Origin of the sequence: Citrobacter sp. Ca225 (assembly GCF_030337175.1) — a bacterium.
GTDB classification, from domain to species: Bacteria; Pseudomonadota; Gammaproteobacteria; order Enterobacterales; family Enterobacteriaceae; genus Citrobacter_A; species Citrobacter_A amalonaticus.
Genome location: NZ_JAOWCD010000099.1, coordinates 106,165 through 125,560 on the forward strand (window position 1 = coordinate 106,165; position 19,396 = coordinate 125,560).

18 protein-coding genes are annotated in these 19,396 nt (G+C 53.2%); 12 read left to right on the forward strand and 6 right to left on the reverse strand.

What is annotated here, in order from left to right:
* Positions 1–91: 91 nt before the first annotated feature.
* Together OGW13_RS19255 and OGW13_RS19260 are read left to right on the forward strand one after the other, a co-directional pair.
* The gene (locus OGW13_RS19255; protein ID WP_054177086.1) at positions 92–907 is read left to right on the forward strand and encodes a Cof-type HAD-IIB family hydrolase; all 816 of its coding nucleotides are present in this window, start codon (positions 92–94) and stop codon (positions 905–907) included.
* A 148-nt stretch (positions 908–1,055) separates the two neighbouring features.
* Entirely contained in the window at positions 1,056–2,318 is a 1,263-nt protein-coding gene (locus OGW13_RS19260; protein WP_287116392.1) for a DUF1479 domain-containing protein, read from the forward strand.
* Here OGW13_RS19260 and OGW13_RS19265 read toward each other — a convergent pair.
* A complete protein-coding gene (locus OGW13_RS19265; protein ID WP_043001263.1) occupies positions 2,315–3,388 on the reverse strand; it encodes a LacI family DNA-binding transcriptional regulator in 1,074 nt (357 codons plus the stop codon). The genes OGW13_RS19260 and OGW13_RS19265 overlap by 4 nt on opposite strands.
* A 285-nt stretch (positions 3,389–3,673) precedes the next feature.
* Between OGW13_RS19265 and OGW13_RS19270 the strand changes: the two genes are divergently transcribed.
* Both OGW13_RS19270 and OGW13_RS19275 read left to right on the forward strand, forming a co-directional pair.
* Entirely contained in the window at positions 3,674–4,975 is a 1,302-nt protein-coding gene (locus OGW13_RS19270) for an MFS transporter (protein ID WP_090050813.1), read from the forward strand.
* A gap of 17 nt (positions 4,976–4,992) precedes the next feature.
* On the forward strand, positions 4,993–7,356 hold the full coding sequence (locus OGW13_RS19275) for a glycoside hydrolase family 31 protein (protein ID WP_142764959.1): 2,364 nt from the start codon (positions 4,993–4,995) through the stop codon (positions 7,354–7,356).
* A gap of 181 nt (positions 7,357–7,537) precedes the next feature.
* On the opposite strand, the gene OGW13_RS19280 is transcribed toward OGW13_RS19275, so the two are convergent.
* Positions 7,538–9,133 carry an ABC-F family ATPase gene (locus OGW13_RS19280; protein WP_043001266.1) on the reverse strand — a complete coding sequence of 532 codons (1,596 nt, stop codon included), beginning with the start codon at positions 9,131–9,133 and terminating at the stop codon, positions 7,538–7,540.
* A 217-nt stretch (positions 9,134–9,350) separates the two neighbouring features.
* On the opposite strand from OGW13_RS19280, the gene ldtB reads away from it, so the two are divergent.
* Positions 9,351–10,271 (forward strand): L,D-transpeptidase, encoded by a 921-nt coding sequence (gene ldtB, locus OGW13_RS19285; protein WP_046401463.1) that lies wholly within the window; start codon positions 9,351–9,353, stop codon positions 10,269–10,271.
* A 65-nt stretch (positions 10,272–10,336) separates the two neighbouring features.
* Here the strand turns inward: ldtB and OGW13_RS19290 are convergent, their stop codons facing one another.
* Entirely contained in the window at positions 10,337–11,446 is a 1,110-nt protein-coding gene (locus OGW13_RS19290; protein ID WP_044264246.1) for an anion transporter, read from the reverse strand.
* On the reverse strand, positions 11,443–11,916 hold the full coding sequence (gene mntR / locus OGW13_RS19295; protein ID WP_043001268.1) for a manganese-binding transcriptional regulator MntR: 474 nt from the start codon (positions 11,914–11,916) through the stop codon (positions 11,443–11,445). The genes OGW13_RS19290 and mntR overlap by 4 nt, the downstream gene beginning before the upstream one ends.
* 185 nt (positions 11,917–12,101) lie before the next feature.
* On the opposite strand from mntR, the gene mntS reads away from it, so the two are divergent.
* Together mntS and OGW13_RS19305 are read left to right on the forward strand one after the other, a co-directional pair.
* Positions 12,102–12,230, forward strand: a complete 129-nt coding sequence (mntS, locus tag OGW13_RS19300; protein ID WP_043001269.1) for a manganase accumulation protein MntS — start codon at positions 12,102–12,104, stop codon at positions 12,228–12,230.
* Positions 12,231–12,507: 277 nt separating this feature from the next.
* Complete coding sequence (locus OGW13_RS19305; protein ID WP_099433401.1) at positions 12,508–14,094, forward strand: phosphoethanolamine transferase; 1,587 nt, start codon at positions 12,508–12,510, stop codon at positions 14,092–14,094.
* Positions 14,095–14,158: 64 nt separating this feature from the next.
* Here the strand turns inward: OGW13_RS19305 and ompX are convergent, their stop codons facing one another.
* Positions 14,159–14,674: an outer membrane protein OmpX gene (ompX, locus tag OGW13_RS19310; protein ID WP_287116393.1), complete on the reverse strand. Its 516-nt coding sequence runs from the start codon at positions 14,672–14,674 to the stop codon at positions 14,159–14,161.
* 73 nt (positions 14,675–14,747) lie between these two features.
* Positions 14,748–14,792: a hypothetical protein gene (locus OGW13_RS19315; protein ID WP_125340082.1), complete on the reverse strand. Its 45-nt coding sequence runs from the start codon at positions 14,790–14,792 to the stop codon at positions 14,748–14,750.
* Positions 14,793–15,063: 271 nt separating this feature from the next.
* Here OGW13_RS19315 and rhtA point away from each other — a divergent pair, with 271 nt between their 5' ends.
* The 5 genes from rhtA to glnQ all read left to right on the forward strand — a co-directional run bounded on the left by rhtA (position 15,064) and on the right by glnQ (position 19,339).
* Positions 15,064–15,951, forward strand: coding sequence for a threonine/homoserine exporter RhtA (rhtA, locus tag OGW13_RS19320; protein ID WP_043001272.1), 888 nt, complete (start codon positions 15,064–15,066; stop codon positions 15,949–15,951).
* 309 nt (positions 15,952–16,260) lie between these two features.
* Positions 16,261–16,764 carry a DNA starvation/stationary phase protection protein Dps gene (dps, locus tag OGW13_RS19325; RefSeq protein WP_042320427.1) on the forward strand — a complete coding sequence of 168 codons (504 nt, stop codon included), beginning with the start codon at positions 16,261–16,263 and terminating at the stop codon, positions 16,762–16,764.
* Positions 16,765–17,128: 364 nt separating this feature from the next.
* Positions 17,129–17,875 (forward strand): glutamine ABC transporter substrate-binding protein GlnH, encoded by a 747-nt coding sequence (glnH, locus tag OGW13_RS19330; RefSeq protein ID WP_043001273.1) that lies wholly within the window; start codon positions 17,129–17,131, stop codon positions 17,873–17,875.
* Positions 17,876–17,960: 85 nt separating this feature from the next.
* On the forward strand, positions 17,961–18,620 hold the full coding sequence (glnP, locus tag OGW13_RS19335; RefSeq protein WP_043001274.1) for a glutamine ABC transporter permease GlnP: 660 nt from the start codon (positions 17,961–17,963) through the stop codon (positions 18,618–18,620).
* Positions 18,617–19,339, forward strand: a complete 723-nt coding sequence (gene glnQ / locus OGW13_RS19340) for a glutamine ABC transporter ATP-binding protein GlnQ (protein WP_043001275.1) — start codon at positions 18,617–18,619, stop codon at positions 19,337–19,339. The genes glnP and glnQ overlap by 4 nt, the downstream gene beginning before the upstream one ends.
* The last annotated feature ends 57 nt before the right edge of the window (positions 19,340–19,396 follow it).

Here is a 19,396-nt window from a genome sequence, read left to right on the forward strand (position 1 = left end):
TCTTCACCGCTTTCATTCGAAATAAATTTGTGCTTTAGGTCACATTGTTATTAAAATGTTTCTGGTCGCAGTTTTGAGCCAGGAGCTTTATATGACCGTTAAAGTTATCGTCACCGATATGGACGGTACTTTTCTCAATGACGCCAAAAAGTACGATCACGCACGATTTATGGCGCAGTACCATGAGCTAAAAAAACGCAACATTGAATTCGTCGTCGCCAGCGGCAATCAGTATTACCAGCTCATCTCTTTCTTCCCCGAACTCAAAGACGAGATCTCTTTCGTTGCCGAAAACGGCGCGCTGGTGTTTGAGCATGGCAAACAGCTTTTTCACGGCGAACTCACGCGTCACGAATCTCAGGTTGTGATGGGCGAATTGCTGAAAGATAAACAGCTCAACTTTGTGGCCTGCGGTCTGCAAAGCGCGTACGTCAGTGAAAACGCGCCGGAACCCTTTGTCGCACTGATGTCGAAGCACTACCACCGCCTGAAGCCGGTGAAGGACTATCATGACATCGACGACGTGCTGTTTAAGTTCTCGCTGAATCTGCCAGACCAGCAGATCCCGTTGGTTATCGACCACCTGCACACGGCGCTGGACGGCATTATGAAACCCGTGACCAGCGGTTTCGGCTTTATCGATCTGATCATTCCGGGGCTGCACAAAGCGAATGGCATCAGCCGATTGCTGAAACGGTGGAACCTTTCACCAAAAGAAGTCGTGGCGATTGGCGACAGCGGCAATGATGCAGAAATGCTGAAAATGGCGCACTACGCTTTCGCTATGGCGAATGCCACCGACAGTATCAAAGCAATCGCCCGCTTTCAGACGGATGACAATAACCATGACGGCGCGCTGAACGTGATTCAGGCCGTGCTGGATAACACCGCCCCTTTCAACGTGTGACGGCAATAACCGGAACACCCTGTTCCGGTTTTATTTTCTTCCCCCCTGTTTGCCACCTCAACATTTTAAACTTGCATTAACTTTTTTATAACTTATATTATCACCTGTAAGATAAATAAGTTTCGAATGAAAGTTATGCGAGGTGGTTATGGCTTTTTCCTTCACAAGCGACACATTACCGGTCGACCATAAAGCGGCGATCCGTCAGATGAAGCAGGAACTGCGGGCGCAGCTCGGCGACGTCCAACAGATCTTCAGCCAGATTAGCGATACCATTGCCACCCGCGTGGCGGAAATCAACGCACTTAACACGCAGGGCGCCCCGGTGTGGCCTGAGCTATCGTATGCCGATATCAACGCTGGCACCGTCACGGCGCAGCAGCGCGAACAGATCAAACGTCGCGGCTGTGCGGTCATCAAAGGTCACTTCCCACGTGAGCAGGCGCTGGCCTGGGATCAGTCGATGCTGGACTATCTGGACAGAAACCATTTTGACGAGGTGTACAAAGGCCCCGGCGATAACTTCTTTGGCACCCTCACCGCTTCGCGTCCGGAGATTTATCCGATCTACTGGTCGCAGGCGCAAATGCAGGCCAGACAGAGTGAAGAGATGGCTAACGTGCAGTCGTTCCTCAACCGTCTGTGGACCTTTGAAAGCGAGGGCAAGCAGTGGTTTAACCCGGATGTCAGCGTGATCTACCCAGACAGAATCCGTCGCCGTCCACCGGGAACCACGTCAAAAGGGCTGGGCGCGCACACCGATTCCGGCGCGCTGGAACGCTGGCTGCTGCCGGCCTATCAGCGCGTCTTCGCGAATGTGTTTAACGGCAAGCTGGCGGAATACGATCCGTGGCAGGCCGCCCATCGTACGGAAGTGGAAGAGTATACGGTGGACAACACCACCAAATGTTCAGTATTTCGCACCTTCCAGGGCTGGACCGCACTGTCGGATATGTTGCCCGGTCAGGGTTTACTGCATGTCGTCCCCATTCCGGAAGCCATGGCCTATGTGCTTTTACGTCCTTTGCTCGATGATGTTCCGGAAGATGAACTGTGTGGCGTGGCGCCAGGGCGGGTACTGCCGATATCCGAACAATGGCATCCTTTGTTGATTGAGGCGCTTACCAGTATTCCGCCACTGGAAGCAGGCGATTCCGTCTGGTGGCATTGCGATGTGATTCACTCCGTGGCGCCGGTCGACAATCAGCAGGGCTGGGGCAATGTGATGTATATTCCCGCCGCCCCGCTGTGCGAGAAAAATCTGGCCTATGCGCACAGCGTGAAGGCCGCGCTGGAGAAAGGCGCGTCACCGGGCGATTTCCCGCGAGAGGATTACGAAACAGACTGGGAAGGCCGCTTCACGCTGGCGGATTTGAATATCCACGGCAAGCGCGCGCTGGGGATGAGTTAACGATCATACAGACCTTCCTGTTCAACGGCGGTGCGTCGTTTCCCCTGACGTATCCGCCGGACCGACTCCCGTACCGCAAGCGTACCATTGAGTAACAACGAACTGACTGGCGCCTCCGGGCGCACCAGACGTTGCTGGAGCATATACACCGCCTCTGTCCCCAACTCATCCCGAGGAACATGAACTGCTGTTAAGGGGACATCCTGAATCGACGCCAGATTAAAACCATCGATACTCATCACTGAGATATCCTGAGGGACACGTAATCCCCGTTTTTGCAGCGCGCTGATGACCCCTGCCGCCATAAAATCTCCCCCGACTAAAAAGGCGGTGGGTAAATCTTGCCCTTTTCTCTCGCTGATCCATTCACTGACCAGTTGTTCTGTCTCTCTGGCGCTAAAATTTGTGGCGACCAGCAGATCGCGGTCGTCAGTGAACTTCATGTTATGTGACCGCCACGCATCGCGGATCCCTGCTAAGCGCAGCTCCATTGTGTATCGGCGCAGGCAGAGAACGTTCATCACCTCACGATGCCCCATTTCAAACAGATAGCCCGCCGCTCGTTCACCGATCGCCCGATGATCGGGTGCCACCACGGGAAGACGCATGAGCCGATCGCGACAGTTAATCAACAGGCACGGTTTTCCGACATCAACGGCTAAATCATGAATATGCGGATCGTCGATCCCCAGCAAAATAGCGGCATGCGTATCCGGTTCGTTCATTCGCGCCAGAAACAATTGCGCATCACTGTCATGTTCCTCAAGAGCGCAGTAGCGCAACCGGACTTCGTGCGAAGCCAGTCCTTTATTCACACTCTGGATCACACGGTAATAAAAGATGTCGGACCGCTCATCAAATGCCCGCTGTGGCGCAAAGATCATCAGGCTATTGAGTAGCAGACGTCCTGCCGCCATCCCCTCCATCACCCCCAGTTCACGTGCGCATTCCAGCACGAGACGCCGGGCGTTGTCGCTGGTGTTGGACTTACCCGCCAGCACACGCGAAACGGTACTGATCGAGAGCTGCGTTCGGGCGGCAATTTCCCTGATTTTTAACCTTTTATCCATTTTGTGATCTTGCTCCACTTGCCTCATGAAAAAATTTTCACGACCTGAAATTGAAGCTCTGACTCGCTTCGAATGAATAGTGGCAGATGACTGCGTGCATTGATGAGAAAGCTTGCACAAATTCTGCTATTGGTCGCCCATTTTCTCCCTTAAGGTGAATTTGTCATACAGCTTCCATACTAGTTGTATAGCAACTTCATCGCTTAACGCAATAAAAACTAAAGCGATAACCGTATGACATTTTAAACATTCATCCCCCTACCGTCCGTCTTGTGGAGACAGAAAATGAGTCAGGACATCAACAATACGGTTGCGACAAGCAAACCCCGTCGCGTCATAAAAAATCTGCGCTGGTATGTGCTGGTACTTTTTTTACTCGGCGTCACCGTTAACTACATCACCCGAAATTCATTAGGCATTCTGGCACCGGAACTGAAAGAGAGCCTGGGCATCACAACCGAGCAATATTCGTGGATTGTCGGCGCATTTCAGATTGCCTACACCATTTTCCAGCCGTTATGCGGATGGCTGATCGACGTGATTGGTTTGAAAATTGGCTTCATGGTTTGCGCTGGCATCTGGGCGCTCATGTGTATTTTTCATGCCGGTGCCGGAAGCTGGTTGCATCTTGCGATCCTGCGCTTTTTTATGGGTGCCTCAGAAGCGGCCGCCACCCCAGCCAACGCGAAAACAATCGGCGAATGGTTTCCGAAATCAGAGCGTCCCGTCGCTGCCGGCTGGGCTGGCGTGGGTTTCTCGATTGGCGCGATGCTCGCGCCGCCTATCATCTACTTCGCGCACGCCTCGTTTGGCTGGCAGGGTGCGTTTATGTTTACCGGTGTGCTGGCGCTGGTGTGGGTCGTCCTGTGGTGGGCGTTCTATCACAACCCGGAACAGCATCCGAATCTGAGTAAAGATGAACTGGACTTTATTAAGCAGGATAACGAACCACCAGCCGTCAAGCTGCCTTTCCTGACAGCGTTAAAAACCGTCTCAAAAAACAAACGATTCTATGGTATCGCCATCCCGGCTTTTATGGCGGAGCCGGCCTGGGCCGTACTGAGCTTCTGGGTGCCGCTGTATCTCGCCAAAGAACACGGTATGGATCTGAAGCAGATCGCGATGTTTGCCTGGCTACCGTTCCTGGCCGCCGATCTCGGCAGCGTAGCGAGTGGCTACCTGACGCGTCTGTATACCCGCTGGTTCGGCTGCTCCCGCGTTAACTCGGTCGTAGCCAGCTCCGTGACGGGCGCGTTCCTGATGATCTCTCTGGCCATTGTGGCCATTACCCGCGACCCGTATATCACCATTGTCCTGATCTCTATTGGCGGCTTCGGACATCAGATCATCTCCTGCATGCTGAGTGCGCTCGTTGTCGAGTCGTTTGATAAAGGTCAGATGGCCACCGTTAACGGTATGCGCGGTTCGGCGGCGTGGATCGCCAGCTTCCTGTTCTCTCTTTTGATTGGTGTTACGGCTGACAAAATCGGCTTTAACCCCCTCTTCATTGCCATGGGTTTCTTTGACCTGATTGGCGCTGTTTTCCTGGTGGCATTTATTGCTGAACGTCGCGCCAAGCGCGCCTGATCGTGGATGTATTGCATATGAAAACCCTGAAAAACTGGACCCTTGATAAACAATCGGCCACTCACCTTGAACTGGTGGTGGATAAACAGCACCGTCTGTGTCTTTACGTACTGGAAGAAAATCTCTTCCGTGTGCTGATCAAACGCAAAGGTGAACTAGCGCTGGACCGAACCTGGAGCATCGCGCCTGAAAAAAACGTACCGTGGGAAGGTCGGCACCGCGACGACATCAGCGGTTTCAGTTGCCCGGACTGGACGCTTTCACAGCAGGACGATAGCGTGACGGTGTCGACCCACCAACTGCGCGTGACGGTCCACCAACCGCTGTGGCTGGAGTGGGAATATCGTAACGATGCTGGCGCCTGGCAGTCGCTGGTCAACGATCGCGCCACCAGCGCCTACCTTCTGAACGCCCACGGTGACGGCGTGGCGCATTACCTGAGTCGGCGTAAAGATGAACGTTTTTACGGTCTGGGTGAAAAAGCCGGCGATCTGCAGCGTAACGGTAAGCGCTATGAAATGCGTAATCTGGATGCGATGGGTTACAACGCCGTGAGCACCGACCCGCTGTACAAACACATCCCGTTCACTCTCACCCGCCGCGACGACGTGAGCTACGGCCTGTTTTACGACAACCTGAGCAGTTGCTGGCTGGATTTGGGGAACGAGATCGATAATTATCACACCGCTTATCGCCGCTGGCAGGCGGAAGCAGGCGATATTGATTACTACCTGTTTACCGGCAAACGGGTCCTGGACGTCACTAAAGCTTTTGTGCGCCTGACCGGGAAAACGCTATTCGGGCCGAAGTGGAGTCTGGGGTACAGCGGTTCCACGATGCACTATACCGACGCGCCGGACGCGCAAAACCAGCTCATGAACTTTATCCGACTGTGTGAAGAACACGCGATTCCGTGCGACTCGTTCCAGCTCTCGTCGGGATATACCTCAATTAACGGTAAGCGCTATGTCTTTAACTGGAACTACGACAAAGTGCCGCAACCTAAAGTGATGAGTCAGGCATTCCACGATGCCGGGCTGAAGCTTGCTGCCAACATCAAGCCCTGTCTGTTGCAGGATCATCCTCGCTATAACGACGTCGCGGAAAGCGGCCTGTTTATTCGTGATTCAGAAACCGATTCACCGGAACGTTCCAGCTTCTGGGATGACGAAGGATCGCACCTCGACTTTACCAACCCGGAGACCATTCAGTGGTGGCAGAACGGTGTGACGACGCAACTGCTGGAGATGGGCATCGACTCCACCTGGAACGATAACAACGAGTTCGAAGTGTGGGACGGCGAAGCGCGCTGTTACGGCTTTGGCAAGGAAATCGCCATCAAACACATTCGCCCGGTGATGCCGTTACTGATGATGCGCGCCTCGCTGGAAGCGCAACAGCGTTTTGCCCCGGATAAGCGACCGTATCTGATTTCCCGCTCGGGTTGCGCCGGTATGCAACGTTACGTTCAGACCTGGAGCGGCGATAACCGCACCAGTTGGGATACTCTGCGTTATAACACCCGCATGGGGCTGGGAATGAGTCTTTCCGGGCTGTTCAACGTCGGTCACGATGTCGGCGGATTCTCTGGCGATAAACCCGACGCCGAACTGTTCGTAAGATGGGTACAGAATGGGGTGATGCATCCACGCTTTACCATTCACTCGTGGAATGACGATCATACGGTGAACGAGCCATGGATGTATCCGGGCGTGACGCCAGCCATTCGCAGTGCGATAGTGCTGCGTTATCGGCTGCTGCCCTATCTCTACACCCTGCTCTGGCAGGCGCATGCCGATGACGAACCGATGCTACGTCCGACGTTCCTCGACCACGAGCATGACGCGCAGACCTTTGAAGAATGCGATGACTTCCTGCTAGGCCGCGACCTGCTGGTGGCAAGCGTGGTAGAAGCGGGTCAGCGCGAGCGCCGCGTCTGGCTGCCGGATAACGAAACCGGCTGGTACGATTTTTACACTCACGAGTGGTTCTCTGGCGGTCAGTGGATCACCCGTGATGCGCCGCTGGAAAAACTGCCGCTGCTGGTACGCGCCGGGGCGGGTCTGCCGTTAAGCGAGCGCATTACCCATGTCAGTGCCGAAAAAGACGATACCCGGGAACTGATGCTATACCCGGTCAACGGTGTCGGAACGACCTCTGGTCTGCTGTTTGAAGATGACGGCGAGTCATGGGGATATCAGCACGGCAATGCGCTGTGGGTAGAGTGGGAAATGCAATGCGACGGCGCAACCATTAACCTGAAGGTGAACGCCCGCGGGGATTATCGTCCGGCGTGGAAAGCCCTGAAGGTGTCGTTACCGGCAGGCGAAAGACGCACGCTGTTGGTGAATGGCGTTGAAGGGAGTGAATGGGTGGTGTAGTACTGACTGATGCCCTAGCCCTCTCCTACGGGGAGAGGGAACAGGAGCACGCCTCCTTTCCCTAAGTATTTCGCGCTGCAGGAAGGCGGCAAACCTGTGAATCCCCGGGAGCTTACATAAGTAAGTGACCGGGGTGAACAGGTGAAGCCAACGCATCTGCAGCGTGAAAGACGACGGGAAATTAGTTGTCGATCCCTTTGCTACGCAGGTAGTCTTCGTAGTTGCCGCTGAAGTCCACCACGCGCTCTGGGGTGATTTCCAGCACGCGGGTCGCCAGCGAGCTCACAAATTCACGGTCGTGAGAAACGAAGATCAGGGTACCCTGATACAGCTCCAGCGCCATGTTCAGCGATTCGATGGATTCCATATCGAGGTGGTTAGTCGGTTCATCCATGACCAGAATGTTTGGTTTCTGCATCATCAATTTACCGAACAGCATGCGACCCTTTTCACCACCCGACAGCACCTTAGCTGGCTTTTTGATATCGTCCTGGCTGAACAGCAGACGACCGAGGATGCTGCGCACCGCCTGTTCGTCATCGCCTTCCTGCTTCCACTGACTCATCCAGTCGAAGACCGTCAGATCGTTTTCGAATTCATATTCGTGATCCTGCGCGTAATAACCAATGCGCGCGTTCTCCGACCATTTCACGGTACCGCTGTCGGCGTCCAGATCGCCCACCAGCGTTTTCAGCAGCGTCGATTTACCCACGCCGTTGGTCCCCAGTACCGCCAGCTTTTCACCGACTTCCAGCAGCAGGTTCACGCCTTTAAACAGCGGACCGTTATCAAAACCTTTGCTGATCGCTTCCACTTCCAGCGCGTTACGGAACAGTTTCTTGTCCTGCTCGAAGCGGATAAACGGGTTCTGACGGCTGGATGCCTTCACTTCATCGAGTTTGATTTTATCAATCTGACGGGCACGAGACGTCGCCTGACGAGATTTAGAGGCGTTGGCGCTAAAACGGCTGACGAAGGATTGCAGGTCGGCAATCTGCGCTTTTTTCTTGGCGTTATCCGCCAGCAGACGTTCGCGCGCCTGCGTCGCGGCGGTCATATATTCGTCGTAGTTCCCCGGATAAATTCGCAGTTCGCCGTAGTCGAGATCCGCCATGTGCGTGCACACCATGTTCAGGAAGTGACGGTCGTGCGAAATGATGATCATGGTGCTGTCACGTTCGTTCAGCACCTGCTCCAGCCAGCGAATGGTATCGATGTCCAGGTTGTTGGTCGGTTCGTCGAGCAGCAGAATATCCGGATTGGAAAACAGCGCCTGGGCCAGCAGTACACGCAGCTTCCAGCCGGGAGCGACTTCGCTCATCGGACCGTAGTGTTGCTCTACCGGAATACCAACGCCAAGCAGCAGTTCACCGGCGCGCGCTTCAGCCGAGTAACCGTCCATTTCGCCGTATTTCACTTCCAGATCGGCCACCTTGTAGCCATCCTCTTCGCTCATCTCCGGCAAGGCGTAGATACGATCGCGCTCCTGCTTCACTTCCCACAGTTCACCGTGGCCCATGATCACCGTATCGAGCACCGTGAACTCTTCAAAAGCAAACTGATCCTGGCGCAGCTTACCGATACGCTCGTTCGGATCGAGAGAAACGTTACCCAGCGTCGGCTCAAGGTCGCCGCCGAGAATTTTCATAAAGGTGGATTTACCGCTACCGTTGGCGCCAATCAGGCCGTAACGGTTGCCGCCGCCAAATTTGACGGAAATGTTTTCGAACAGCGGCTTACTGCCGAACTGCATGGTGACGTTGCTGGAAACTAACACGGACGTATCCTAAAGAATATGTGACAAACCGCGTATTATGCCACAAGTCTGAAATAAGATCGCGCCTCGTCGCAAACGACTACACTGGGGTAACAGGAAAAAAATGTGATTTCGTACACATCTGAATTCCCTGTTAACAGGAATGCACATATAATGCGCTCCCAACACTACAGAATTCTCAACCCAACAGCCTGCCAGGCAATGAATCTCGCATAACATGAATATGAAATTAACAACGTTTTTCGCGGCAGCACTCGCGGTCGTCGGCTTTTGCAATACCGCATCCGCTGTCACTTATCCCCTGCCAACGGATGGTAGTCGCGTCATTGGTCAGAATCAGGTTATCACCATCCCGGAAGGTAACACGCAGCCGCTGGAATATTTTGCTGCTGAATACCAGATGGGACTTTCCAACATGCTGGAAGCCAACCCGGGCGTGGATACCTTCCTGCCGAAAGGCGGCACCGTGCTGAATATTCCGCAGCAGTTGATTCTGCCGGACACCGTGCACGAAGGTATCGTGATTAACAGCGCGGAAATGCGTCTGTACTACTACCCGAAAGGCACCAATACGGTGATCGTCCTGCCTATCGGTATTGGTCAGTTAGGTAAAGACACGCCTATCAACTGGACCACCAAAGTAGAACGTAAGAAAGCCGGTCCGACCTGGACGCCAACCGCGAAAATGCACGCTGAATATCGTGCCGCAGGTGAACCGCTGCCTGCCGTTGTTCCGGCAGGTCCGGATAACCCGATGGGTCTGTACGCGCTGTACATTGGGCGTCTGTACGCCATTCACGGCACCAACGCCAACTTCGGTATCGGCCTGCGCGTGAGCCACGGTTGCGTGCGTCTGCGTAACGAAGACATCAAATTCCTGTTCCAGAATGTGCCTGTCGGCACGCGCGTACAGTTTATTGATGAGCCGGTAAAAGCGACCACTGAGCCAGATGGCAGCCGTTACATCGAAGTTCACAACCCACTGTCGACCACTGAAGCGCAGTTTGAAGGCGGCGAAATCGTACCGATTACCCTGTCGAAGAGCATTCAGAACATCACCAATCAGGCCGATGTTGACCAGAGTATTGTGGAACAAGCGATTCAGAACCGTTCAGGGATGCCGGTTCGTCTGAACTGATACGAATCTGGACAATAAAAAGGGCGGATAATTTTTCCGCCCTTTTTTGTTGATTTTATTTGGGATTATCTCAGCAGTAACAGCCCATACCCCACCAACGCCGCCCACACCAGCATCGGCAGTGAATAGAGATGAAAGCGCCACCAGATGCGTCGGTCGTTTGCCATCCGTAGCGCAATCAAATTCGCCAGCGATCCCGGCAACAAACCAAATCCACCGATGTTGACCGCCCATGCCAGCAGCACGGTCGGAGGCACGTAATTCAGCAGTAAGATGGTGCCGGGAACATTGCTGATAAACTGCGACAGGCCAATTGCCGTCAGCCACAGGCCGGGTTCAGACAGCGAGCCGACGTGACTTAACGTTCCCTGCAACGCCGGCAGTTGCGTCAGTAGATGAACATCAATAAACATCGCCATAAACACCAGCAACAGCGTCCAGTCAACGCTCAACACCACACGCCGCGCCAGTAACAGAAACCCCAGCGCGACAATCGCCAGCCCTACCAGCTCTTGTTTGAACTCCAGCGCCGTCAGAAAAACGAGGTACAGCCCCAGACACCCCCATACCAGTCGCGGCTGCCATTGCGGCGCATGCGTGCCGGTGTGGTACGACAGCGGCTTATTAGGGAAGCAGAACCAGCACACGACCAGCAGCGTCACCATCATCGCAACGGCAAGCGGCGCCATCTGGCTGATAAAGGCAAAAAATGAGAGACCAGAACGCCCCCACAGCAAAATGTTTTGTGGGTTGCCGATGGGCGTTAACAGCGAGCCAGCATTCACGGCCAGCGCTTCAAAAATAATCAGCCGGTTGACCGGTATCGCGCACAATTTCTTCAGGGTGATAGTAAGTGGCACGACGATAAAGAGCGCGACGTCGTTGGTCAGAAAAGTGGAAAGCAGCGCCGCTGCCAGCACCATGAACATCGCCAGACGGCGCTCAGTCGCAAAGCGGCGGGTCATTTTACGTCCCAGCACATCGAAATAGCCGCTAAGCTCCACGCCTTTAGTCAGCAACATCAGGCCGCTCAGGATGATAATGGTGTGCCAGTCAATAGCGCCAGGCCACGTCCGTGGCGTGAACGGCACCCACAGACTCAACGCCACGCCAACGACAATCAATAGCTGAAAAAAACGGTCGCGTTTCAACGCCCGCAATAAAGGCAGGTTCATTCAACGGAAGTTCCGTGTTGTTCGGTAAACAGCCGGAATGCGTCCAGCGTCTCCTGACTGACATGATGCTCCATCCCCTCAGCATCGCGACGGGCTATCTCAGCGCTCACCCCCAGCACCAGCAGGAAGTTCTCCACGATCTGATGGCGCTCACGGCTTTCCTGCGCCAGCTTCTCCCCTTCCGGGGTTAAGAAAACGCCGCGCCAGGGGATCATTTCGATCAATCCCACCGAGGCCAGGCGTTTGAGCATCTTCGCCACCGTGGGTTGGGACACCCCGAGCCGGGCCGCCATATCCACCTGACGCGCTTCACCGACTTCGATAATCAGATCAGAAATCAACTCAACATAGTCGTCAATCAGCTCACGCCGATGCGCCTCTCTCACCTGACGAAACCCTTCGACGTGTTCTTCAACGTTCACTAACTGCGTCACTTTTTTTGTTGTTGGCATACCTGCGCGACGACTCATTCTGCTTCCTCATTCCTGTGACGCGTTAACAGCATCTAATTGGAGAGCGTCCATTGTAAACCAGAGTTGCCCAGGCACAAAAAATTAACGTTTTAGCAATAGCTATATAATATAGCCTGTGCTATATCTGTATGTAATGCAGTCATCTCTCACGGATCGAGGGACCAGAACGTCAGGAGGTCAATATGAACGAGTTTAAGAGGTGTATGCGCGTGTTTAGCCACTCTCCCTTTAAAGTCCGGTTAATGCTGCTCTCAATGCTGTGCGATATGATCAACAGCAAACCTGAGCAGGATAAGCCCTCGGATAAATAACGCGGCGTCGCGGTACGCCGCGTCATCTGGCTGTCATCTACGGCCGTTACACTTCTGCCTATGTCAAAATAGCCCTTCTTTTTGTCGGATTTGCTAACCCCTTCGCAAAACAATTTCTGTCTGCCCGTTGACCTTCACATTCACACGCTCTATCTTCTTGCAGCCCTGCCTAACTTGCGGCTCGCAGATGCGGACCTCTTTCCCTCTTCACGCACTCTCAGCAGGTAATGACCCTTGGCGCCAGGGTAAGCACATGGCGTTTTTACGATAGTGGCATATGAATTTAACCGTCAAAGACTCACTTCTTGCTCGCAGCCGGGCCCTTAGCCCGTGGACTGGCTTTTATGTTTTGCAGTCGCTGCTGATCAACCTGGCGCTGGGCTATCCGTTTAGTCTGCTGTATACCCTTGCCTTTACCTGCATATTGCAGTTGCTCTGGCGGAGCGCGCCGAAAGCGCAGAAGGTGCTGATCGGCGTGTGTTCGCTGGTCGCCGCCTGTTACTTTCCTTTCGGCCAGGCCTACGGATCGCCAAACTTTAATACGCTGCTGGCTCTGCACTCGACCAATATGGAAGAGTCCACGGAAATCCTGACGATTTTCCCCTGGTATAATTACCTGATGGGGGTGTTTATCTTTGCCCTTGGCGTGATCGCCGTGCGTCGCAAACCTGACGAAGAGAAGAAACGCTGGAATAAATATGACAGCCTGTGCCTGCTGTTCAGCGTCGTGGCTTTTTTTGTCACCCCCGTACAGAACCTGGCCTGGGGCGGCGTGTTTAAATTAAAGGATACCGGCTATCCGGTGTTCCGTTTCGCCAAAGACGTCATCGTCAATAACAATGAAGTCATTGACGAGCAGGAGCGCATGGCGAAGTTAGCCAGCATGAAAGACACCTGGACTGTCACCGCTGTGAAGCCGAAATATCACACCTATGTGGTGGTGATCGGTGAAAGCGCTCGTCGTGATGCGCTGGGGGCGTTTGGCGGTCACTGGGATAACACTCCGTTTGCCAGCAGCGTTAACGGCTACCTGTTTGCCGATTACATCGCGGCCAGCGGGTCAACGCAAAAATCGCTCGGGCTGACCCTCAACCGGGTCGTTGATGATAAGCCGCAGTATCAGGACAACTTTGTCACGCTGGCAAACCGCGCCGGTTTCCAGACGTGGTGGTTCTCGAATCAGGGACAAATCGGCGAATACGATACCGCTATCGCCAGTATCGCAAAGCGGGCTGATGAAGTGCATTTTCTTAAAAACGGTGACTTCGAGGCGGACAAAAACACCCAGGACGAGGCGCTGTTAAAAATGACCGCACAGGTGCTGGAAACGGAACGCACCCAGCCGCAGCTGATTGTCCTGCATCTGATGGGGTCTCATCCACAGGCCTGCGATCGGACAAAAGGCAAGTACGACACGTTCGTCCAGTCGAAAGAAACCTCCTGCTATCTCTATACCATGACTCAGACCGACGACCTGCTGCGAAAACTGTACGATCAGCTCCGCAACAGCGGCGACAGTTTCTCGCTGGCGTATTTCTCCGATCACGGTCTCGCCTTTAAAGAGCGTGGGAAGGAAGTGCAGTATCTGGCGCATGACGACCAGTTCCAGCAAAACTTTCAGGTCCCGTTTATGGTGCTCTCCAGCGATGACAAAGCGCATAAAGTCATCAAAGCGCGGCGCTCCGCCAACGACTTCCTTGGCTTTTTCTCACAGTGGACAGGGATCAGCGCAAAAGAGATTAAGATGAAGTACCGGTTTATCTCTGAACAGAAAGCCGGGCCGGTGTATATCACCAATTTCAAATTGCAGAAGGTGGATTATAACCACCTGGGAACCGATATCTTTAGCACCAAATCGCGATAACCTATTGAAATACATCCAAAAAAAATCCGCCCCTTGAGGCGGATTTTTTATATCACTGACGTGATTAGAAGCGGTAACCGACGCCTGCGATCCAGGTGCCAACGTCAACGCTACGAATACGGCTCTGCTCGTAAGAGAAGTCCAGAGCAACATTTTCGATCGGGTTGAACTGCACACCTGCGCCATAAGAGAAACCATAATCGCTGGTGTCATCTTTATGCGTCGGGTAGTTGGTGTCCTGGAATTTACCGTAGCCCACACCCACAACACCGTAGATGCTTGCCCAGTCGTTCAGACGGTAAGCCGGACCAGCAGTGATGCCGTAGTACTGAGTTTTGTTGTAATCGCCTGCACCGTTAGTACGATCTTTTTCGGTGTAAGTGAAGGAACCGATTACGCCCAGCGGGTTGTTGTCCTGCTCATAGCGATACTTCAGGTTGAAACCGTTCATTTTGTTCGCCGCGCCCTGAGCATCGCTCTGAGCATAACCACCGGTAGCGGTAGACGTTGCAGCGACAGCGGAACCTGCGGAGATAGCCAGAACAGCGGCCAGTGCTGAAAGACATGCAATTTTTTTCATAACCACCTCAAATGTGCTTCAAATAAATCCTAAGTGTTAAATATATCAAAAATTGATGAGAAACTCTTTGCGATTAGTGATGTCTAACGGGCAATTTCATGTAACAGAACGTTTCCATCAACCGCTATCTCTTTCAATTAACATCACTTTTTCCAGATATTTGCCCCATTATTACGCGCATAATAAAGGACATTCATCCAGATTATTCCTAATCTGCCAGCGCATTAATCCATCAATTTGCCGCCATTTTACGGCTTTCCAGAAATTTTTTTTCAACGAAGACTCAACCGTAGATGGTTATTTCCATTACACTGCCTCTTTTACTTTTCTATACACAAATCAGGCAAGTTGCTGGATGGCGTGTATCTACAGTTATGTCGGGAGAACGGATGCCAGGGTCGTCACGTAAAACGCCAGTTTGGCTGCCTGTTTTAGTACTGCTTATTGCCATGGCCTCAATCCAGAGCGGCGCATCGCTGGCAAAATCATTGTTTCCGCTGGTTGGCGCGCCCGGTGTGACCGCTCTCCGTCTGGCGTTAGGCACGCTGATTCTTATTGTCTTCTTCAAGCCATGGCGTCTGCGGTTTGCCAAAGAGCAGCGTCTGCCGCTGCTTTTTTACGGCCTGTCGCTGGGGGGAATGAACTACCTCTTCTATCTGTCGATTCAGACGGTCCCGCTGGGGATCGCTGTCGCGCTGGAGTTTACCGGGCCGCTGGCGGTCGCCCTGTTCTCTTCGCGACGCCCCGTTGATTTTATCTGGGTGGTACTCGCGGTTCTCGGACTCTGGTTCCTGCTGCCGCTGGGTCAGGACGTTTCGCATGTCGACCTGTTCGGCGCCACCATGGCACTGGGCGCAGGCGCCTGCTGGGCTATCTATATTCTCAGCGGACAACGCGCCGGCGCTGAGCACGGCCCGGCCACTGTCGCGATAGGTTCGCTGATTGCGGCTCTGGTTTTCGTCCCACTTGGGGCTGTGCAGGCCGGGGAAGCGCTCTGGCACTGGTCTGTCATTCCGCTGGGTCTGGCGGTTGCGGTACTGTCGACGGCGCTCCCCTACTCGCTGGAGATGATTGCCTTAACCCGTCTGCCTACGCGCACCTTTGGCACGCTGATGAGTATGGAACCCGCACTGGCCGCACTGGCAGGTATCCTGTTTCTGGGCGAAACGCTCACGTTTGTCCAGTTGCTGGCGCTTGGCGCGATCATTGCCGCCTCGATGGGCTCGACGTTGACCATTCGACGGGAAAGCAAAATAAAAGAGGTTGATGTAAATTAATTTTACATTTCTGCATGGTTGCATAACCATGCAGAATATCTTCCCGCTGTTTTCCCTGTATTTTCCTGATATTTCCCCACCGTCTATCTGCCCCGTACCGACTATTTATCCGCCTTCTCATGTCGCCATCAGAATATTGTTACCGCTGGTCTAACTCTTGCGCAACCACATGAATAGTAATGCAATTAAATAACGATGGTGTTAAATACTATTAAAGCGATAGGCAGAGCCAGAAAAGCAGGAATCATAACCGGTGCTATACTGAATCTCGTAAATTACTGGGACATAACATCAAGAGGATATGAAATTATGAGTACCGCTAAATTGGTAAAAACAAAAGCGTCCAATCTGCTTTATACCCGCAACGATGTCTCTGACAGCGATAAGAAAGCAACGGTTGAGTTGCTGAATCGTCAGGTGATCCAGTTTATCGACCTGTCACTGATCACCAAGCAGGCCCACTGGAATATGCGTGGGGCTAATTTTATTGCCGTCCATGAGATGCTGGATGGCTTCCGTACGGCATTGACCGACCATCTCGATACCATGGCAGAGCGTGCCGTACAGCTGGGCGGTGTGGCGTTGGGGACTACGCAGGTTATTAATAGCAAAACGCCGTTGAAAAGCTATCCGCTGGACATCCATACCGTTCAGGATCATCTGAAAGAACTGGCAGACCGTTATGCTGTCGTCGCTAACGATGTGCGTAAAGCCATCAGCGAAGCGAAAGACGAAGATACCGCCGATATCTTTACCGCCGCATCCCGCGATCTCGACAAATTCCTGTGGTTCATCGAATCCAACATCGAATAATCGCCTCATAAGTATTCCCTCTACAACCCTCGCCACGGCGGGGGTTTTGCACTTTTATGGTGCACCACATCGTCACCACTCCGTCGTAAAGTAAAATATTTGTAATAATCACCTCACACAATCGTTAACGAAAGATTGTTTTATCAACGATCTTTGCGCTAAATAGGCAGACCGTTCACGCCCCCTCCAGGCTGCACTAAATCAGTGCCCCAGAATGGTGCAAAAAGCGAGTTTTGCTCCGAGACCTGTGCACAAGCGTGCAGTCCCCTCTTGTTAAAACAAGGGGTTGCAAAACTGGCACGATTTTTTCATTACATTTATCGTTCTCGCAGGGGATCGCCCCGTGGATAAAAAAGGAAATGCTATGAAGTCTGTATTAAAAGTTTCACTGGCAGCACTTGCTCTGGCTTTTGCGGTGTCCTCTCATGCCGCGGATAAGAAACTGGTTGTCGCAACTGACACCGCGTTCGTCCCGTTTGAATTCAAACAGGGTGACAAATACGTTGGCTTTGATGTGGACCTGTGGGCCGCCGTAGCAAAAGAACTGAAGCTGGATTATGAACTGAAACCGATGGATTTCAGCGGCATTATCCCGGCGCTGCAAACCAAAAACGTTGACCTGGCGCTGGCGGGCATCACCATTACTGACGAGCGCAAAAAAGCGATCGATTTCTCTGACGGTTACTACAAAAGCGGTCTGTTAGTGATGGTGAAAACCAACAACAACGACGTAAAAAGCGTAAAAGATCTGGACGGTAAAGTGGTCGCGGTGAAGAGCGGTACTGGCTCCGTTGATTACGCCAAAGCCAACATCAAAACGAAAGATCTGCGTCAGTTCCCGAACATCGATAACGCCTACATGGAACTGGGTACCAACCGCGCAGACGCGGTTCTGCACGATACGCCGAACATCCTGTATTTCATCAAAACCGCAGGTAACGGCCAGTTCAAAGCGGTGGGTGAATCACTGGAAGCGCAGCAGTACGGTATCGCATTCCCGAAAGGCAGCGACGAACTGCGCGAGAAAGTGAATGGCGCGCTGAAAACGCTGCGTGACAACGGTACTTATAACGAAATCTACAAAAAATGGTTCGGTACTGAACCTAAATAATAATGGCTTTGCCTTCAGATGTTGCCCGGAGGCGCTAAGCGTACCGGGCATTTGATTTTTTTCACCACGGTAACAGGAACAACATATGCAGTTTGACTGGAGCGCCATCTGGCCCGCCATTCCGATCCTGCTTCAGGGCGCCAAAATGACCCTGTGGATCTCCATCCTCGGTCTGGCTGGCGGGATCATCATCGGCTTGCTGGCGGGTTTAGCCCGAACTTATGGCGGCTGGATCGCCAATCACGTCTCTCTCGTCTTCATTGAAGTCATCCGCGGCACGCCGATCGTCGTCCAGGTGATGTACATCTATTTCGCCCTGCCGATGGCTTTCCCGGACTTGCGCATCGACACCTTCAGCGCCGCCGTTATCACGATCATGATTAACTCCGGAGCCTATATCGCGGAAATCACCCGTGGTTCGGTCCTGTCGATCCATAAAGGATTTAGCGAAGCGGGTCTGGCGCTGGGTCTTTCCCGTCGGGAAACCATCCGTCATGTGATCATGCCACTTGCGCTGCGTCGTATGCTGCCTTCGCTCGGTAACCAGCTCATCATCAGTATCAAAGATACATCGCTGTTTATCGTCATCGGCGCGGCGGAACTGACCCGCAGCGGTCAGGAAATTATTGCCGGCAATTTCCGTGCCCTGGAAATCTGGACCGCGGTGGGTGTTATTTACCTCATCATCACGCAAGTCCTGAACATCGTGCTTCGTAGTCTGGAAAGAAGGATGAAAATCCTGTGATTGAATTTAAAAACGTCTCAAAGCATTTTGGCCCGACCCAGGTGCTGCATAACATTGATCTGAGCATTAAGCAGGGCGAAGTGGTGGTGATTATCGGGCCATCGGGTTCCGGTAAATCCACGTTGTTGCGCTGCATAAATAAACTCGAAGAGATTACCTCCGGCGATCTGATCGTTGATGGGCTAAAGGTCAACGACCCGAAGGTCGACGAGCGTCTGATCCGTCAGGAAGCCGGGATGGTGTTCCAGCAGTTCTATCTTTTCCCTCATCTGACCGCGCTGGAAAACGTCATGTTTGGCCCGTTGCGCGTTCGTGGGACGAAGAAAGACGCTGCCGAGAAGCAGGCAAAAGAGCTGCTGGCGAAAGTGGGTCTGGCCGAGCGCGCTCACCACTACCCGTCTGAGCTTTCCGGCGGTCAGCAGCAGCGTGTGGCGATTGCCCGCGCCCTGGCGGTGAAGCCGAAGATGATGCTGTTTGATGAACCGACCTCTGCGCTCGATCCGGAACTGCGCCACGAAGTACTGAAAGTGATGCAGGATCTTGCGGAAGAAGGGATGACGATGGTCATCGTTACGCACGAAATCGGCTTTGCCGAAAAAGTCGCCTCGCGCCTGATCTTCATCGATAAGGGCCGTATTGCCGAGGACGGTAATCCGCAAACCCTGATTGAAAACCCGCCAAGCCAGCGTTTGCAGGAGTTCTTGCAGCACGTTTCCTGACGGTCTGCCTCCCTTCCATCTGGAAGGGAGGTTTCTCTACGACTCTTCCCATTTCGA

What these genes read in the sequence shown, in the direction of transcription:
- OGW13_RS19255 (WP_054177086.1), top strand. Translation starts at nt 92, where the DNA reads ATGACCGTTAAAGTTATCGTCACCGATATGGACGGTACTTTTCTCAAT.
- OGW13_RS19260 (WP_287116392.1), top strand. Translation starts at nt 1,056, where the DNA reads ATGGCTTTTTCCTTCACAAGCGACACATTACCGGTCGACCATAAAGCG.
- OGW13_RS19265 (WP_043001263.1), bottom strand. Translation starts at nt 3,388, where the DNA reads ATGGATAAAAGGTTAAAAATCAGGGAAATTGCCGCCCGAACGCAGCTC.
- OGW13_RS19270 (WP_090050813.1), top strand. Translation starts at nt 3,674, where the DNA reads ATGAGTCAGGACATCAACAATACGGTTGCGACAAGCAAACCCCGTCGC.
- OGW13_RS19275 (WP_142764959.1), top strand. Translation starts at nt 4,993, where the DNA reads ATGAAAACCCTGAAAAACTGGACCCTTGATAAACAATCGGCCACTCAC.
- ldtB (WP_046401463.1), top strand. Translation starts at nt 9,351, where the DNA reads ATGAATATGAAATTAACAACGTTTTTCGCGGCAGCACTCGCGGTCGTC.
- OGW13_RS19290 (WP_044264246.1), bottom strand. Translation starts at nt 11,446, where the DNA reads ATGAACCTGCCTTTATTGCGGGCGTTGAAACGCGACCGTTTTTTTCAG.
- mntR (WP_043001268.1), bottom strand. Translation starts at nt 11,916, where the DNA reads ATGAGTCGTCGCGCAGGTATGCCAACAACAAAAAAAGTGACGCAGTTA.
- mntS (WP_043001269.1), top strand. Translation starts at nt 12,102, where the DNA reads ATGAACGAGTTTAAGAGGTGTATGCGCGTGTTTAGCCACTCTCCCTTT.
- OGW13_RS19305 (WP_099433401.1), top strand. Translation starts at nt 12,508, where the DNA reads ATGAATTTAACCGTCAAAGACTCACTTCTTGCTCGCAGCCGGGCCCTT.
- ompX (WP_287116393.1), bottom strand. Translation starts at nt 14,674, where the DNA reads ATGAAAAAAATTGCATGTCTTTCAGCACTGGCCGCTGTTCTGGCTATC.
- rhtA (WP_043001272.1), top strand. Translation starts at nt 15,064, where the DNA reads ATGCCAGGGTCGTCACGTAAAACGCCAGTTTGGCTGCCTGTTTTAGTA.
- dps (WP_042320427.1), top strand. Translation starts at nt 16,261, where the DNA reads ATGAGTACCGCTAAATTGGTAAAAACAAAAGCGTCCAATCTGCTTTAT.
- glnH (WP_043001273.1), top strand. Translation starts at nt 17,129, where the DNA reads ATGAAGTCTGTATTAAAAGTTTCACTGGCAGCACTTGCTCTGGCTTTT.
- glnP (WP_043001274.1), top strand. Translation starts at nt 17,961, where the DNA reads ATGCAGTTTGACTGGAGCGCCATCTGGCCCGCCATTCCGATCCTGCTT.